At 70.4% G+C, this 16,074-nt stretch carries 17 protein-coding genes and 1 tRNA gene; 8 read left to right on the top strand and 10 right to left on the bottom strand.

Annotated elements, in window-relative coordinates:
- A partial coding sequence (locus tag AC1DS4_RS16030) for a hypothetical protein (RefSeq protein WP_477646074.1) occupies positions 1-836 on the bottom strand: 836 nt, incomplete at its 3' end.
- 186 nt (positions 837-1,022) lie between these two features.
- Here AC1DS4_RS16030 and AC1DS4_RS16035 point away from each other — a divergent pair.
- Entirely contained in the window at positions 1,023-1,517 is a 495-nt protein-coding gene (locus AC1DS4_RS16035; RefSeq protein WP_477646075.1) for a peptidylprolyl isomerase, read from the top strand.
- The gene (locus tag AC1DS4_RS16040) at positions 1,510-2,391 is read left to right on the top strand and encodes a rhomboid family intramembrane serine protease (protein WP_477614246.1); all 882 of its coding nucleotides are present in this window, start codon (positions 1,510-1,512) and stop codon (positions 2,389-2,391) included. The genes AC1DS4_RS16035 and AC1DS4_RS16040 overlap by 8 nt, the downstream gene beginning before the upstream one ends.
- A gap of 100 nt (positions 2,392-2,491) precedes the next feature.
- On the opposite strand, the gene AC1DS4_RS16045 is transcribed toward AC1DS4_RS16040, so the two are convergent.
- Complete coding sequence (locus AC1DS4_RS16045) at positions 2,492-2,740, bottom strand: cell division protein CrgA (protein WP_477614247.1); 249 nt, start codon at positions 2,738-2,740, stop codon at positions 2,492-2,494.
- A gap of 65 nt (positions 2,741-2,805) precedes the next feature.
- Between AC1DS4_RS16045 and AC1DS4_RS16050 the strand changes: the two genes are divergently transcribed.
- The 4 genes from AC1DS4_RS16050 to AC1DS4_RS16065 are packed head-to-tail and all read left to right on the top strand — an operon-like array spanning position 2,806 to position 5,128.
- Positions 2,806-3,558, top strand: a complete 753-nt coding sequence (locus AC1DS4_RS16050) for a DUF881 domain-containing protein (RefSeq protein ID WP_477614248.1) — start codon at positions 2,806-2,808, stop codon at positions 3,556-3,558.
- Positions 3,559-3,560: 2 nt separating this feature from the next.
- The gene (locus tag AC1DS4_RS16055) at positions 3,561-4,238 is read left to right on the top strand and encodes a class E sortase (protein ID WP_477624576.1); all 678 of its coding nucleotides are present in this window, start codon (positions 3,561-3,563) and stop codon (positions 4,236-4,238) included.
- A gap of 3 nt (positions 4,239-4,241) precedes the next feature.
- Positions 4,242-4,475 (top strand): hypothetical protein, encoded by a 234-nt coding sequence (locus tag AC1DS4_RS16060; protein WP_477624577.1) that lies wholly within the window; start codon positions 4,242-4,244, stop codon positions 4,473-4,475.
- Complete coding sequence (locus AC1DS4_RS16065) at positions 4,472-5,128, top strand: aminodeoxychorismate/anthranilate synthase component II (RefSeq protein WP_477624578.1); 657 nt, start codon at positions 4,472-4,474, stop codon at positions 5,126-5,128. Before AC1DS4_RS16060 ends, AC1DS4_RS16065 begins: the two co-directional genes overlap by 4 nt.
- 51 nt (positions 5,129-5,179) lie before the next feature.
- Here the strand turns inward: AC1DS4_RS16065 and pknB are convergent, their stop codons facing one another.
- The 7 genes from pknB to AC1DS4_RS16100 are packed head-to-tail and all read right to left on the bottom strand — an operon-like array spanning position 5,180 to position 13,863.
- Positions 5,180-7,021, bottom strand: coding sequence for a Stk1 family PASTA domain-containing Ser/Thr kinase (pknB, locus tag AC1DS4_RS16070; protein WP_477614252.1), 1,842 nt, complete (start codon positions 7,019-7,021; stop codon positions 5,180-5,182).
- Positions 7,018-8,286, bottom strand: a complete 1,269-nt coding sequence (locus AC1DS4_RS16075; RefSeq protein WP_477614253.1) for a serine/threonine-protein kinase — start codon at positions 8,284-8,286, stop codon at positions 7,018-7,020. Before AC1DS4_RS16075 ends, pknB begins: the two co-directional genes overlap by 4 nt.
- Entirely contained in the window at positions 8,283-9,740 is a 1,458-nt protein-coding gene (locus AC1DS4_RS16080; RefSeq protein ID WP_477614254.1) for a peptidoglycan D,D-transpeptidase FtsI family protein, read from the bottom strand. Before AC1DS4_RS16080 ends, AC1DS4_RS16075 begins: the two co-directional genes overlap by 4 nt.
- Positions 9,737-11,113, bottom strand: coding sequence for an FtsW/RodA/SpoVE family cell cycle protein (locus tag AC1DS4_RS16085; RefSeq protein WP_477614255.1), 1,377 nt, complete (start codon positions 11,111-11,113; stop codon positions 9,737-9,739). Before AC1DS4_RS16085 ends, AC1DS4_RS16080 begins: the two co-directional genes overlap by 4 nt.
- A complete protein-coding gene (locus AC1DS4_RS16090) occupies positions 11,110-12,459 on the bottom strand; it encodes a PP2C family protein-serine/threonine phosphatase (RefSeq protein WP_477624579.1) in 1,350 nt (449 codons plus the stop codon). The genes AC1DS4_RS16085 and AC1DS4_RS16090 overlap by 4 nt, the downstream gene beginning before the upstream one ends.
- A gap of 12 nt (positions 12,460-12,471) precedes the next feature.
- Positions 12,472-12,987 carry an FHA domain-containing protein FhaB/FipA gene (locus tag AC1DS4_RS16095; RefSeq protein WP_477614257.1) on the bottom strand — a complete coding sequence of 172 codons (516 nt, stop codon included), beginning with the start codon at positions 12,985-12,987 and terminating at the stop codon, positions 12,472-12,474.
- Between the two features lie 9 nt (positions 12,988-12,996).
- Complete coding sequence (locus AC1DS4_RS16100) at positions 12,997-13,863, bottom strand: FhaA domain-containing protein (RefSeq protein ID WP_477614258.1); 867 nt, start codon at positions 13,861-13,863, stop codon at positions 12,997-12,999.
- A gap of 197 nt (positions 13,864-14,060) precedes the next feature.
- Here AC1DS4_RS16100 and AC1DS4_RS16105 point away from each other — a divergent pair.
- Positions 14,061-14,143: transfer RNA gene (locus AC1DS4_RS16105), tRNA-Leu, on the top strand.
- Positions 14,144-14,244: 101 nt separating this feature from the next.
- Positions 14,245-14,922: an NADPH-dependent F420 reductase gene (locus AC1DS4_RS16110; RefSeq protein ID WP_477614259.1), complete on the top strand. Its 678-nt coding sequence runs from the start codon at positions 14,245-14,247 to the stop codon at positions 14,920-14,922.
- A gap of 40 nt (positions 14,923-14,962) precedes the next feature.
- Here the strand turns inward: AC1DS4_RS16110 and AC1DS4_RS16115 are convergent, their stop codons facing one another.
- Positions 14,963-15,658 carry an RNA polymerase sigma factor gene (locus AC1DS4_RS16115; protein ID WP_477624580.1) on the bottom strand — a complete coding sequence of 232 codons (696 nt, stop codon included), beginning with the start codon at positions 15,656-15,658 and terminating at the stop codon, positions 14,963-14,965.
- Positions 15,659-16,074 lie beyond the last annotated feature (416 nt).

The raw sequence follows: 16,074 nt of genomic DNA on the forward strand, positions 1-16,074 counted from the left end.
ACCTTGTCCTTGGCGTCCTGCGCGGCGTCGGACACCTCGTCGGCAGCGTCCGAGACCCCGTCGGCGGCGTCGGTGGCGACGTGCTTGCCCTTGCTCGTGACCTTGTCCTTGGCGTCGGACGCAGCCTCGGTGGCCTTGTCCTTGGCGTCGGCGGCCTTGTCCTTGACCGTCTCGGCGGCGCTGGTGGCCTTCTCCTTGGCGGCGTCGGTCAGGCTGGCGACCTTGCTGGTCGCGCTGACGCTGGAGTCGCGGCCGGCCGTCGGTGCGGTGTAGGGGTCGTCGAGGGGCGTGGCCCACGGGTCCTCGCGCGGTGCCGACTTCTTGAAGGCCGCGAGAGCGGCTGCTGCTGCGGCGGCCAGGCCGAGGAACAGCAGGATCTTGCCCTTGCGCCTGCGGGGCTTGGCCACGGCGTCGCCCTTGAGCACGGAGTAGGCGTCGGAGGACCGGTCAGCCGTGTCGGCAGCGGCCGACTTGGCGGCGGCGGAGGCTGCGGCGACGGCCGCGATCGCCTCGGCGACCCTGGGCAGCAGCGTGTCGACGATGGTGTCGCGGGCGGTGTCGACCTTGGGGGCCAGCCCCTCGACGGCGCCCTGCAGCTTGGGGGCAGCCACCTCGATGCCGTGGTCGACCCGCGGCTTGGCCCACTCGCGGGCGGCCTCGAGGCCGTGCTCGACGTGGGGCTTGCTCCAGTCCTTGGCCTGGGCGGCGCGTTCCTTGGCCACCTCGGCGGCCGGGCCGACGCGCTCCTTGAGGGCTGCTGCATAGTCGACCGCGCTCTGCGCGGAGCTGCTGACAGCGTCGCTGGCCTGCTCAGTCTTGGTCTTGGTGCGGAACACCGTGCCTCCTGTGACTTGGCGTGGGATGGAGTCCGGACGATCGGCGAACCAGTGCCGCGAAGGGCTCTGCACGACGACCGGACGGACGACTTCTCTCGACCCATCCTGCCTTGTTTCCGCTGGTGAGCAAGCCCGTGGGGGTACTGAGGGCCATCTCACGAGACCGCGCATGGAAGGATGGCCGACATGGACGTCACCCTCAAGACCAACCACGGCGACATCAACGTCACGCTGTTCCCCGACCACGCCCCGAAGACCGTCAAGAACTTCGTGGGACTGGCCAAGGGTGAGCAGGAGTACCGCGATGACGCCGGCCGATCCAACCCCACGCCGTTCTTCGACGGCCTGGTGTTCCACCGCATCATCCCCGGGTTCATGATCCAGGGTGGATGCCCCCTCGGGCAGGGCTTCGGTGGCCCGGGCTACACCTTCGACGACGAGATCAGCCCCGACAAGGACTTCACCAAGCCTTACATGCTCGCCATGGCCAACGCCGGCAAGCGGATGGGCAAGGGGACCAACGGGTCGCAGTTCTTCATCACCGTGGGGAACACCACGTGGCTGCAGGGCAAGCACACCATCTTCGGTGAGGTGGCCGACGGCCCCAGTCGCGAGGTCGTCGACAAGATCGCCGCCGTTCGCACCGGTGCGAACCCTAAGGCAAGGTCCGCACATGAGTGAGCCCACGGCATACCCGCAACAGCAGACGACCCCCGTCTGCCCGCGGCACCCCGACCGGGTCTCCTACGTGCGCTGCCAGCGGTGCGCGCGGCCGGTCTGTCCCGAGTGCCAGCGACCGGCCGCGGTCGGCGTCCAGTGCGTCGACTGCGTGAAGGAACAGGCCAAGACGGTCCGCAGCACGCGGACCGTCTTCGGCGGCAGCGTCAGTGACACCCCGTTGGTGTCCTACGCGATCATCGCGATCTGCGTCCTGGTCTTCGTGCTGCAGACGGCCGAACCGAGCCTGAGCGGCGACATCTCCTTCGTGCCCTACCTGGGCGCGCACGAGCCCTGGCGCTTCCTCACGTCGGCGTTCGCCCACGCGACGATCACGCACATCCTGTTCAACATGCTGGCGCTGTGGATGGTGGGGGCGCAGTACCTCGAGCGGCTGCTGGGCGGAGCGCGGTACGCCGCGGTCTACCTGGTGAGCGCCATCGGCGGATCGTCCTGCTACCTGCTGCTGTCACCGGCGGTGCCCTTCGACGAGCTCGACCCCAGCTCCTGGTACATCGGCGCGGTCGGTGCGTCGGGAGCGGTCTTCGGCCTGTTCGGCGCGCTGCTCGTGCTCAACCGGCACCTGGGCCGTTCCTCGGCCGGCATGTACGCGACGATCGGCATCAACGCCGTGATCGGCTTCGTCGTGCCGGGGATCGCGTGGCAGGCCCACCTCGGTGGTCTGCTCACCGGCGCTGCCGTGGCGGGGGTGATCGCGGCGACCTCCGCCCGCGAACGCCGCCGCTGGCAGTGGCCCGGCGTGGCACTGGTGCTGCTCGTCGTGGTCGCGGTCGCGATCGGCAAGTATGCCGCGTCGCCGGCCTCGCTCCTCGGCTGACCCGGGCGTCGGGCCCGTATTACACGCCTGTCATTTGTCCCCAGCTGTGCACAACCCTGTGGATAACGTGCGGGTCAGGCGGTCAGGCGGGACGGTGCGGTCAGCGCCAGCGGGTCGTCATCGCGAAACCCGTGAGCATCAGGCCGAAGCCGACGCCGAGGTTCCAGCGACCGAGCGACTCCAGCGGGAAGCGCTGGCTGGTGATGTAGAAGACGACGATCCACAGGAGGCCGACGACCATGAGCGTCAGCATCGCCGGCACGAACCAGGGCGGGTTGCCGACCTTGGCCTTCGCGGGCTTGCTCGGCGGGGTGTAAGCGCGCTTGGCGCGACCCTTGGACTCAGGCACGGAAACACTCCTCGAAACTCGGACGGCAGCGTCAACCGTCTCGACGTGTGGCATAGCGTAGTGCCATGGCGGACCAGCGGCTCACGTGGCTGACGCGCCGCCCCACTCTCTGGTCGGCCGTGGTCCCGCTGGTCGCCCTGGTCGCCGGACTGTTGTTCGCCCTGAGCGCGGCCACGGCCCGGGGCACCGACCTGCGTTCGTCGGGCGGTGACCTGCCGGGCCTGATCCGCAACCAGACCCGCCAGAACACCGTCCTCGCAAGCCGGCTCGCGCAGCTGCGTGCCGAGGTGGACCGGCTCTCGGCCCAGCAGGCCCCCGGCGACCTGCGCGTCACCCAGCTGACCACGGAGGCCGACAAGCTGACCCTGGCGGCCGGCACCCAGGCCGTGGCCGGCCCCACGGTGCAGGTGTCGCTCACCGATGCCAAGAACGTCCCCGCCGTGCTGCCCGACGGCTTCTCGGTCGACGACTACGTCGTGCACCAGCAGGACGTCCAGGCCGTCGTCAACGCGCTCTGGGAGGGCGGAGCCGAGGCGATGATGCTGATGGACCAGCGGATCATCTCCACCAGCGCGGTCCGCTGCGTCGGCAACACCCTCATCCTCCAGGGACGGGTGTACTCCCCTCCCTACGTCATCTCCGCCATGGGTGACCAGTCCAACCTCAAGACAGCGCTGGAGCGCAGCCCGTCGGTGTCCATCTACCGGCAGTGGGTGGGCGAGGTCGGCGTGGGATACGACGTGAGGACGAACGTGCAGCAGACCTTCCCCGCCTATGCGGGCTCGATCAACCTGCAGCGCGCCCGGGCCGGCCGATGAGGGTGGCCCGCTGGGTCCTGGGTGTCGCCGGCGACCTGATGGTCACGGCGGGGCTGCTGCTTCTCCTCTTCGTCGGCTGGCAGCTCTGGTGGACCGACGTCACCGCCAACCGCACGCAGGACGCGACGGTCTCCACGCTGACCCGCGACTTCGCGGCCGCGGCGCCGACCAGCCCCGCCGGGCAGCCGACGGCTGCCCCGTTCGGGGCGGCGTTCGCGATCGTGCGGATCCCGCGCCTCGGGGCGCACTACGCGCGCCCGCTCCTCGAGGGCACCGGCCGCGACATCCTCCAGGACGGCATCGGCCACTACGACGGCACCGCGGGGCCCGGGGCGGTCGGCAACTTCGCGATCGCCGGGCACCGCACGACCTACGGGCGTCCTTTCCACGACATCGACAAGCTGCGCAGCGGTGACCTGGTCGTGGTGGAGACCAAGGCGGCATACAACGTCTATGCCGTGCGGCGTCACGAGATCGTGGCGCCCAGCGACGTCAGGGTGATCGCGCCCGTGCCCGACAAGCCTGGCGCGAAGCCCACCGAGCGCTGGCTGACGATGACCGCGTGCCACCCCAAGTACAGCGCCGCCCAGCGCTACGTCGTGTTCGCCCAGCTGGTGAAGACCTACCCCCATGCCGAGGGCCTGCCTGCCGGGACCCTCGCCGCCCCGAAGGGAGCCTGACCGATGCTGTATGCCGCGATCTGGCGCGCGCTGCCCGGTCCCCTCGTGGTGCGGGTCCTGCTCGCCGCCGTGCTCGTGCTGCTCGTGGTCGCCTTCTGCTTCCTGTGGCTCTTCCCGCGCATCGCCCCCCTCATGCCGTTCAACGAGAACACGGTCGACCCCACCGCACTGCGTGCGCCGAACCACCTGGTCCGGGCCCAAGAAACAGGATTACCGATGACGGAGGACCACCGATGACCCGCATCCTCGTCGTCGACAACTACGACAGCTTCGTCTTCACCATCGTCGGCTACCTCCAGCAGCTCGGTGCCGAGTGCGAGGTCGTGCGCAACGACGCCCTGCGTCCCGCCGACGGCGCGGAGTTCGACGGCGTCCTGGTCTCACCCGGACCAGGGACCCCGGAGGAGGCCGGCGTCTCGATGGCGATGATCGAGGGCTGCGGGGAGCGTGCCCAGCCGATGCTCGGCGTGTGCCTCGGTCACCAGGCTCTCGGAGTCGTGACCGGGGCAACGGTCGGCCGCGCCCCGGAGCTGCTGCACGGCAAGACCTCCAGGGTGCTCCACGACGACACGGGGGTGCTCGCGGGGCTGCCGTCGCCGTTCACCGCGACGCGCTACCACTCGCTGACGATCGACCCCGCGACCGTTCCCGAGACGCTGGTCGCCAACGGTCACACCGAGTCCGGCATCATCATGGCCGCGCGCCACCGCGACCTGCCACTGCACGGCGTGCAGTTCCACCCCGAGAGCGTGCTCACCGAGGGCGGCCACCGGATCCTCGCCAACTGGCTGACCCTGTGCGGCCTCGAGGACGCGGTCGCCCGCTCGGCAGGACTCAGCCCGTTGGTGCGCGACGCCGAGGGCGTGGCGCGAGCCGTCGCCGCCGGCTGACTCCACCGCTTCGCCGGGCCGCGCCACGGGGCCTCGTCTGGGGCCGCCTGGCTACGGCAGCGTGGTCGCCGTTCCCGTCGGCAGAGTGGGGGGCGCCGTGGTCGTCGCCGTCGTGGGTGGGGTGGTGGGTGTCTGCACCGGGGGTGGTGGCTGCGCGATGGTCAAGGTGATGGTCGAGCCGTCGTTCACCTTCGTCTTGGCCTTGATGCTCTGCTTGAGCACCGTGTTCTCCGGCTGGGTGCTGTCGACGTAGGTCGTCTTGACGCTCAGCCCGAGCTCGCCGAGCAGGTCGGCCGCCTCGTTGCGGGTCTTGCCCACGACATCCGGCACCGTCACCTTGCCGGACGACACGTTCAGGTCGACGGCCGAGCCCACCGCGACGGCCTCGCCCGCCGCCGGCGAGGTCGTCGAGACCTTGCCCTTGTCCAGTCCGGTGTCATCGACCTCCTTGATGCTGCCCACCTTCAGGTTGAGGTCAGCCAGCTGGGCGGCGGCCTCGTCCTTGCTGAAGCCCTTGAGGTCGGGCAGGTCGACGGTGTTCGGCCCGATCGACACGCTGATGCCCACCTTGCTGCCGCTCGTGACCATCTCGCTGGCGCTGGGGTTCTGGTCGACGACGGTGCCGACCTCCTTGGCGCTGTTGACATCGGTGGGCTCGGGCACCAGTCCGAGGGCGCGGATCTTGGCCTCGGCCGTGTCGACGGGCAGGTCGATCACCGAGGGGACCGCGACCTTCGGCTGGTTCTGTCCCGGCCGGTCCAGCAGGGCCTTCCCGGCCACGGCGATCAGGGTGAGGGCACCGAGCACGGCGAGGACGAGCAGGAAGTACGCCAGGCCCCGTCGCTTGCGGGGCTCGTCGTCGGGGTCGTGCCCGATGGCGGGAAGGGTCGCCGTGTTGGACCCCGCCGGCGCGGCATACTTCCCCCCGGCCGGGATCACCGTGGTGGCTGCGGTCGCGCTGGCCGGCGCGAGGGCCACCGTCGCGTCGGCGGTGCCGGCCGCGGCGCCTGCCGTGCCACGAGCAGCTGCGCTGATCGGGCGGCCGAGGCGCGCCGCCTGCAGGTCGGCACGGAAGGCGGTGGCGTCCTGGTAGCGGGACTCACGGTCCTTGGCCAACGCGTGCAGCACCACGGCGTCGAGGGCGTGGTCGATGCCGGGGGTGAGGGTCGACGGGCGCGGCGGGGGCTGCCCGACGTGCTGGTAGGCGATGGCCACCGGGGAGTCGGCCTGGAACGGCGGCCGTCCCGTGAGCAGCTCGAAGAGCAGGCAGCCGGTGGAGTAGAGGTCCGAGCGGGCGTCGACGTGGTGACCCTGGGCCTGCTCAGGGGAGAGGTACTGCGCCGTGCCGATGACGGCCTGGGTCTGGGTCATCGTCGCGTTGGCATCGGCGACGGCGCGGGCGATGCCGAAGTCCATCACCTTGATCTGGCCCTGGGGGCCGATCATGACGTTGGCCGGCTTGATGTCGCGGTGCACGATGCCCATGCGGTGGCTGTAGGCGAGGGCGTCGAGGACACCCTCGGTGATCCGGGCCGCCTCGGCCGGCGCGAGTGGTGAGCTGTTGTTGAGCAGCTCGCGCAGGGTCTGACCCTCGACGTGCTCCATGACGATGAAGGGCACGGGAACGCTGGCGCCTCCGGCCTCGGTGGCGTAGTCCTCGCCCGAGTCGTAGACGGCCACGATCGATGCGTGGTTGAGGCCTGCGGCGGACTGCGCCTCCCGGCGGAACCGGGCGAGGAACGCGGGGTCCCGCGCCAGGTCGGAGCGCAGCATCTTGATCGCCACGGGTCGCGACAGGCGGGTGTCGTGCCCCAGGTGGACCTCGGCCATGCCACCGCGGCCGAGGAGCTCACCGATCTCGTAGCGTCCCCCGAGCAGGCGTGGTGCTGTCACTTCTTCTTTCCCCCTTTGCCCTTGCCGTTGCCCGCGTTGGCGGGCGCCTTCGGCGCGGCAGTGGTGGCGGGCGCTGTGGTCCGGCTCGCCGTCGTCGCCGTCGTGGTCGCGCTGGATGGTGTCGTTGGTGTCGTGGTGGCCGTGCTGGGTGTGGTGGCACCGGGGTTGCCCTGCCGCGCTCCGGCTCCTCGACCGCCGAGGGCGATGGCCACCACGATGACGACGAGGACGACGACCGCGGCCGCGGCCGGGATCAGCCATCCCGGCCGCCGAGTGTCGTGCACCGCCGTGTCGGCGCGGTCGGAGTCCGTGGTGATGTCGGCACCGGAGGCTGCCGGCGTGGGCATGACCGAGGTCGGCAGGGTGCCCTCGGGCCCGAGGTCGGCCGGGACGCCGACGATGAAGGGTGCGACGGCCGCGGCCGCGCCGGCGACCAGGTGTGCGGGGGCCTGTCCGGGCGTCAGCCTGAGCGCCTCGGCGAAGGCGGCCGCGCTCTGAGGTCGCAGGGTCGGGTCCTTGGCCAGCGCCGCCATGACGGTGGTGCGCAGCGGTTCCTCGACGTCGTCGGAGAGCGGTGGGGCCGGCTGGCTGATGTGCGCCAGGGCGGTGGTCACCAAGGTGTCGCCGGAGAACGGTCGCTGGCCGGTGATCATCTCGTAGCCGACGACGGCCAGGGCGTAGACGTCGCTCAGTGGACCCGCCACCTCCCCCTTGGCCTGCTCGGGAGCCAGGTAGTGGGGTGTCCCCAGCACCTCTCCGGTCTGGGTCAGCGGCGCCTCGTTGAGGGCGCGGGCGATGCCGAAGTCGGTGAGCTTGGCGTACCCGTTGGCGTCGACGACGATGTTGGCCGGCTTGACGTCTCGGTGGACCACGTCCGCCTCGTGGGCGGCCTGAAGGGCCAGGGCCGCCTGGTAGAGGATCTCCGTGACCTCGGCCTGGGGCATCGGTGCGCGCTCGCGGATCAGCGTCGACAGGGGTTCGCCCTGCAGGAGCTCCATGACGAGGAAGGCGCTGCCGTCCTCCTCGCCGAAGTCGTGGACGGTGCCGATGTTGGGGTGGGACAGTCCGCCGCTGTGTCGTGCCTCGGCGCGGAAGCGCTCGAGGAAGCCTTCGTCCTGTGCGCTGCCGGGCAGGAGGACCTTGACGGCGACCTCGCGATCGAGCGTCTCGTCGTGGGCCCGCCAGACCTCGCCCATCCCGCCGAGGGCGATGCGCTCGACGAGGCGGTAGCGGTCGGCCAGCACCTGGCCGGTCTCGTGGCTCACTTGCCCAGCACCGCTTCCATCACTGCCTTGGCGATCGGTGCCGCGACCCGGCCGCCCGCGGCCTCGTTGCCGGCATTGCCGCCGTCCTCGACGACGACCGCGACGGCGACCTTGGGGTCGCTCGACGGCGCGAACCCGGTGAACCAGGCGTGCGGCGCCTTGCCTGCGGCGTGCTGCGCGGTGCCGGTCTTGCCCGCGACGTCGATACCGCTGATCTGGGCGGCGCGGCCCGTGCCGCTCTTCACGACGGCTTCCATCATCCGGGTCAGTGCTGCCGCGGTGTCGGCCGAGACGGCCTGCGAGAGCTGTTCGGGCTGCGTCTCGTCGATCACCTCGAGGTCCGAGGAGGTGACCTTCTTGACGAGGTGAGGTCGCATCACGATCCCGTTGTTGGCGATGGCCGCCGAGATCATCGCCACCTGGAGCGGCGTCACGCGAACGTCGTACTGACCGATCGCGGACTGCGCGAGCTGGGGCTGGTTGAGCTCCGCCGGCACCGAGCTCGGCGTGACCGACATCGGCACCGACAGGCGGTCACCGATGCCGAACTTCGCCGCCTGGGCACGGAAGCCGTCGGCCCCCACCTGCATGCCCAGCCACCCGAACGCGGTGTTGCACGAGATCTCGAGGGCGTGCGTGAGGGTGGTCTTGTCGTTGGGACCGCAGTTGCCCCGGAAGTCGTTGGGCAGGTCGGAGCTGGTCTGCGGCAGGTCGAGCACGGCCGGGCCGGGGATCTGGCTCTCCTCGGTGAACTTGCCGGACTCGAGCGCCGCCGCGGCGGTGACGATCTTGAACGTCGACCCCGGAGGGTAGAGGTTTCCGGCGATGGCGCGGTCCACCATCGGCTGGGTGGGGGCGGAGTTGAGCTGCTTCCAGGCTGCGACGACCTTGTCGGTGTCGTGGCTGCTCAGCACGGAGGGGTCGTATGCCGGGTGGCTGACGAGGGCGAGGATCTCACCGGTCGTGGGGTCGAGGGCGACGACGGCTCCGCGCTGGTCGCCCAGCGCCTTGTCGGCGGCGGCCTGCGCCTTGGCGTTGATGGTGAGCTCGAGGCTCGCGCCCGTCTGCTCCTTGCCGGTGAGGATGTCGGAGACGCGGCGGTAGAAGAGCTTGTCGGAGGACCCGGCGAGCAGGCTGTTCTCGGCCCCCTCGATGCCACCGCCCGCGCCGTAGGTGAACGAGTAGTAGCCGGTGATGTGCGAGTAGAGGTCGCCCTGCGGATAGGTCCGCAGCCACTTGAGCTCGTCCTTGGTGGCGGTGGACTTCGCGACCGGGGTGCCACCGACGAGGATCTGGCCGCGTTCGCGGGCGTAGTTGGCCAGCAGGGTGCGGCGGTTCTCGGGGCGGTCCTGGAGGGCCTTGGCCTGGACGAACGAGATGTAGGTCGAGGAGATCAGCAGCGCCGTGAACAACAGCGCGACGACGGTCGAGAGCCGGCGGATGGGGGCGTTCACCGGATCGCCACCACTTCGGTCCTGGCCTGGCCGGACGGCGTGGGACCGGGCTGGATCTCGGCGACCGGGCGCCGGGCGACGTCGCTGATGCGCAGCAGCAGGGCGACGAGGGTCCAGTTGGCGAGCAGGGAGGAGCCTCCGTAGGACAGGAACGGCATCGTCAGACCGGTCAGCGGGATGACCCGGGTGACACCGCCGACGACGACGAAGCACTGGAGGGCCACCGAGAACGCGAGCCCTGCGGCGAGGAGCTTGCCGAAACCGTCGCGGACTCCGAGCGCGGTGCGCAGTCCGCGCTCGACCAGGAGCACGTAGAGCACCAGGAGCGCGAACAGCCCGATGAGGCCGAGCTCCTCGCCGAAGCTCGGGATGATGAAGTCGGACTCGGCGAAGTAGGTGAGGTCGGGACGGCCACGACCCAGACCCGTGCCGAGCAGGCCACCGGCGGCCATGCCCATCAGGCCCTTGGCCACCTGGTCCGACTGGTCGGGCGCGAACGGGTCGAGCCACAGGTGCACGCGCTGCTGGACGTGCCCGAACACGAGGAACGCGAGATAGGCCCCACCGCAGAACAGCGTCATGCCGATCGCGATCCACGAGGTGCGTTCGGTGGCGACATAGAGCATGGACACGAACAGCCCGAACAGCAGCAGCGACGAGCCGAGGTCCTTCTCGAAGACGAGGACGAGCAGGCTGAGCACCCAGGCGACGATGATCGGCCCCAGGTCCCTGCCCCGGGGGAACGTGAACCCGAGCACCTTGCGACCTGCGAGGGACAGCGCGTCGCGAGTCTGCACGAGGTAGCCGGCGAAGAACACGGCCAGCACGATCTTGGCGACCTCACCGGGCTGGAAGGTGAAGGGTCCGAGCCCGATCCAGATCCGCGACCCGTTGACGGTGCGACCGATACCGGGGATGAGGGGCAGGATCAGCAGCCCGAAACCGACGACGGCCGCCGTGAAGGTGTAGCGCCGCAGCATCCGGTGGTCACGCAGGAACCACAGCACCACCGCGGCGATCGCCACGGCGAGGGCACTCCACGTGAGCTGCTTGAGGGCCAGGCCCGAGCTGATGTCGCGTCCCTTGGCGATGTCGAGGCGGTGGATCATCACCAGCCCCAACCCGTTGAGCAGGGTGACGATCGGGAGCAGGAGGGGGTCGGCGTACGCCGCCTTCCACCGCAGCAGCAGGTGGAACGCCAGCGAGATGACGAGCAGGCCGGCGCCGTGCGTGACCAGACCCGGGGGGAACGCGCCGGAGACGGACAGCCCGACGTTGACGTAGGCCAGGACCACGATGCTCACGGCCAGCAGGAGCAGCACCAGCTCGACGTTGCGGCGGGTTCGGGGGGCGAAGCTCGAAACGGTGGTCATCTCGTCGTCGTGGTCGCAGCGGTGGTCGGCGCCGTGGTGGTGGTCGTGGTGGTCGAGGTGGTGGTGGAGGGCGACGGGGTGCCGGCGTCCTCACAGGCCCCGCCGGTGGCCCGGCTCGCCGCGCACCGCAGCGCGTCGGTGCGCAGGCGGTTGACCAGCGCCTGCGCGTCGGCCAGCGAGTCCTTGGCGATGGTCTGCTGCACCTGTTGGCGCTCGAAATCGGGGAGGTCGGCCACCATGACGTCGGACCCGGACTCGACGTGGGACAGCTTGACCGGCCCGAGGTCCTGCGAAACCCCTTGGTAGATGGCGACATTGCCCTGGTGGGCGCCCACGAAGTACTGGCGCTGGGACCAGGTGTACGCGGCATACGCGCCACCGCCGAGCACGATGAGCACCAGGCCGAGCAGGGCGACGCGACGCAGCCAGCGGCCCGGCCCGGAGGCGGGGCCCTCCTCGGCGAGTGTGACGTCCTGGCTCTCGTCGTCCTGGCCCGAGGCCTCACGGGACAGGGCGGCGGCCTTCGCGGCAGGGGTCACCGGGATCGGGCGGGTGCCGCCCTTGGTGCGGGTGGCGGCGGCCCCGACGATCTGGGGCTGGGTCGGCGGCGCGGTCACCTTGGTGATGTCCACGACGTCACCGATGACGATCGTGACGTTGTCGGGGGCTCCCGCCTTGAGGGCGAGGTCGACGAGGCGGTCGGCCGTGGGGCCGGGAGCCTGTCCGGCGAGGACCAGCTCGGCGATCGTGTCGCCGGCGACGTAGTCGGTGAGGCCGTCGGACGCGATGAGGTAGCGGTCGCCGATGCGGGCCTCACGGACGGTGACGTCGGGCTCGTCGTCGTCCTGTCCGGTGAGTACCCGGGTCACCAGCGACCGCTGCGGGTGACCGATGGCCTCGTCCTCGGTGATCCGCCCCTCGTCGACCAGGCTCTGGACGAACGAGTGGTCCTTCGTGATCTGGGTGAGCTTGCCGTCGCGGGCGAGATAGGCCCTGGAGTCACCGATGTGGGCGAGGACGAGCTTGTTGTGGGACCGCAGGATCGCGATCAGCGTCGTGCCCATGCCCTGCAGGGCCGGTTCGGCCTTCGCGATGTCAGCGAGCTGGTTGTTGGCCGCTGTGATCCGTTGCAGCAGAGCCGAACTCGCCTCGGCGCTGCCCAGGGCCTCTCCATCGAGGTCGACGAGCGCACCGATCACGGTGGACGACGCGATGTCACCGCCGGCGTGACCACCCATGCCGTCGGCCATCGCCAACAGGCGAGGCCCGGCGTACCCGGAGTCCTGGTTCTCCGAACGGACCATGCCGACGTCGGAGCGCGCGGCGTAGTGGAAGGCGAAGGGCATCGTCGTGGCTACCTATCGCCGCAGCTCGATGACGGTCTTGCCGATCCGCAGCGTGCTGCCTGCCTCGACCCGGACGGGGCCGGTCAGTCGTTCCGTGCCGACGAAGGTGCCGTTGGTGGAGCCGAGGTCCTCGACGAACCACGCGTTGTCGCGCTGGAAGATGCGGGCATGCCGGCCGGAGGCGAAGTCGTCGTCGAGGATCAGCGCACACTCGGGGTTGCGGCCGATGATGGTACCGGCCTGGCGCAGCGGAAGGCTCGTGCCGGTGAGCGGCCCCTGCGTGACGACGAGGGAGTGCGGCACGGACGAATGTGGTTGCCGCTTGGGGCGCTTCGCGGGTGTGGCCGGCGCTGGGGCGGCCGAGCGCGAGTCGGGCTGACGTGCGGCTGGCGCGGGCTTGCGGGGCGTGCGGCTGACGACGCGGGTGCCGTAGATGTCTCCCCGGAGCACGCCGACGACGCTGAAGACGAAGATCCACAGGAGGACGAGCAACCCGAGGCGGATGATCGTGAGGGTGAGTTCACTCATGCGTGGCGTTCACCGCCGACCGGCGCGGTAGATGACGGAGGTGCGCCCCACCGTGATCCGGTCCCCGTCGGACAGGCGCTGACTGGTGATGCGTTCGCTGTTGACGAACGTGCCGTTCGTCGACCCCATGTCGCGGATGCTCGCGACGAGGTGCGGCCCGTCGTTGGTCACGCGGATCTCGCTGTGCTGCCTGGAGATTCCCGGGTCGTCGAGGATGATGTCGGCGCTGTCGTCGCGGCCGAGCACGGTCATGGCGCCCATCAGCGGGTAGCGCTCGCCGTCGACGTCCAGCCACGGGCGGTCGGCCGGGTTGACCCGGCGTGGCGGGGCTGCCGGTGCGACCGGTGCCTGCATCTGCGTCGCCTCCAACCCGTCGTCCTCGGTATGCCGTGGGCGTGGGGCGGCCGGCGTCGGCGCGGCGGGGGTTGGCGCGGCCGGTGCGGCGGGGCTGGGAGCCGGCGTCGCGGCATACCCCTCCTCGCCCCGCTTGGGGGCGGCTCCGGGGCGCCGGGCAGTGGAGGTGCGGAGGCGGAAGACGCCCGTCTCGAGGTCGTTGGCGCTCGCGAAGTTCACCTGGAGGGGACCGCCGGGCTGGTAGCGCTGGGACTCGGCATGTTCCTGCGCCGCGGCGATCAGCTCGTTCTCGAGCTCCTCGTCGTAGCCACCGAGCCGCTCGTAGTCGGTGTCGGACAGCTCGACGGTGAACAGGTTGGGGACGATGGTCCGGCCCTGGCCGAGAACGGCGGCGCGGTCGTCCATCGCCCGGCGGATCGCGGACGCGATCTCCACCGGCTGGACCTCGGACTTGAAGGCACGGGCGAAGGCACCGTTGACGGCGCGTTCGAGGCGTTGCTCGACCCGGTCGAACAGTCCCACTGCTGGCACCTCCTCACCTGTTGCCCTGCGATGTCTGGTCACGTCTGGACCCGATCGTAACGGGCTGGTCTGGGCAGACTGGTCACGCGCGCCGCGCCGAAGGGGGCAGACGGTCCTCGTGGCCGCGTGTCCGTCGGAGGCGCGATGGGCCAGTTTGGCGAACGCAGGGCGCGTACGCCACAATTGGCCGTTCCCACGCGCGAGTGGCGGAACGGCAGACGCGCTGCGTTCAGGTCGCAGTGTCCGAAAGGGCGTGGGGGTTCAAATCCCCCCTCGCGCACGTGAGCTGAAGGCCCCCAACCACCACGGTTGGGGGCCTTCGCTCGATCCCCTCCGCTGGCGCGCCCCAACGCGTCCAGGGACGGTGCCTACTATCGCCTCATGAGAATCGCAGTGCTCGGCACCGGCATCGTCGGCCAGACCATCGCCGGCAAGCTCGACGAGCTGGGCCACTCAGTGGCCATCGGCACCCGTGACCCCGAGGCGACCGCGGCCCGGGTCGACCCCGACCAGATGGGCAACCCGCCGTTCACGACCTGGCACGCCGCCCACCCCGGGGTCGAGCTGACCAGCTTCGCCGACGCCGCAGCCGGTGCCACCCTGGTCGTCAACGCCTCCTCCGGCATGGTCGCCCTCAGCGTCCTGGGTCTGGCCGGAGCGGACAACCTCAACGGCAAGGTGCTGCTCGACATCTCCAACCCGCTCGACTTCACCGCCGGCTTCCCGCCCACGCTCTTCGTCAAGGACAGCGACTCCCTGGCCGAGCAGGTGCAGCGGGCCTACCCCGGGGCGAAGGTCGTCAAGGCCCTCAACACCCTGACCGCCTCCCTGATGGTCGACCCGCAGTCCCTCGGTCAGTCCAGCACCGTGTTCGTGTCGGGTGACGACGCGGACGCCAAGGCCGAGGTCGTCGCGCTGTTGCAGGCCTTCGGGCACGACGACGTCATCGACCTCGGCGCCCTGGAGACCGCTCGGGGTGCCGAGATGCTGCTGCCCCTGTGGCTTCGCCTGATGGGTACGCTGGGCACCGGCCAGTTCAACTTCAAGGTGGTCCGCTGACGGCACTCCCCTGACCGGGCACCGAGCACGCGGGCCGCTGCTACCAGCCGGTCTCCTGGTCCTGGGCCTCGCGGTAGGCCTTGAGCAGGCCACCCCGCGCACGGAAGTTCAGGGCGGCAGCCGCGTTGGGGTTCAGGCCCATCTTGGCGGCCGCGACACCCAGGGGCTCGCCCACCACCGCGGTCCGCCACAGGATCTCCCGCCACCGGGGTGGGAGCGTGGCCAGGGCATCCATCATCACGGTGTGCTCCACGAACGCCTCTGCCGCATCGGGCTCGGCGTTGTCGAGGACGTCAGGATCATCGACCAGGAACTCCCGGGCGCTCCGGCGGATTCCGTCGACGTAGAGGTTGCGGATCGTCGCGACCAGGTAGGGGCGGAACGCGATCTTCGGACCGGCCCCGTGGAGGATCGCCACGAGCACCTTGGTGAAGGCCTCGGAGACGAGGTCCTCGGCAACCCCGTGCCCCGCGATGCCCCTCGCCGCCCTCAGCGCCGACGCGTGGTAGCGCGTGTACAACGTCGCCGTCGCGGACTCGTCGCCCGCCCGGACGGCCTCGATCAGGGCCGAGTCAACCTCCTCGCCGGGAGCGTGGTGCTGCCCGACACCGGAGTCGTGCTGCTCATCGGCGTCGGTGCCGCGCCGAGGGTGTGGCGCGTCCGAACCGACGGGTAGCGCTGACATCGGTACCTCCTCGTCGAGAGGTCCGGTCCGGACCTCGATGTGCGTTGTCATGGTTCGACTGCTCCAGCGATCCCGCGTGTTGACGTCGACGCGAGGGGTGGTGCTACTTTCGGGCGGGGTTGTCGAACGTTTTGCAGGGGTCGCGGGTCGGTGAGCAGGCCGACGGCATACCGACCCATGCACCCGGAAGGGGAGGACGGGTGAGGCAACCAGCTCAAGGTGGCGAGTGTCACCGCACCCGCCTCCGGGATGTCGACCCGGGCCGTCTGGGGATACCGGCTGCGGCCGGTCGACGTGCTGTGCAGTCTCTGTCGAGTTGTGGACCAGCCTTGGTGCTGAAGGACAACTCCAGACTGGCTGCCGAGGACTCCGCACACACGGGGGGAACTACCTGTCTTGGTGCCACGACGGTGCGGGCCGTCCTGGGTACCTCGTCGGGTGGGGAGACAACTCGATGCAGGGGGATC

The sequence above is a fragment of the Pedococcus sp. P3_C7 genome (assembly GCF_056402615.1).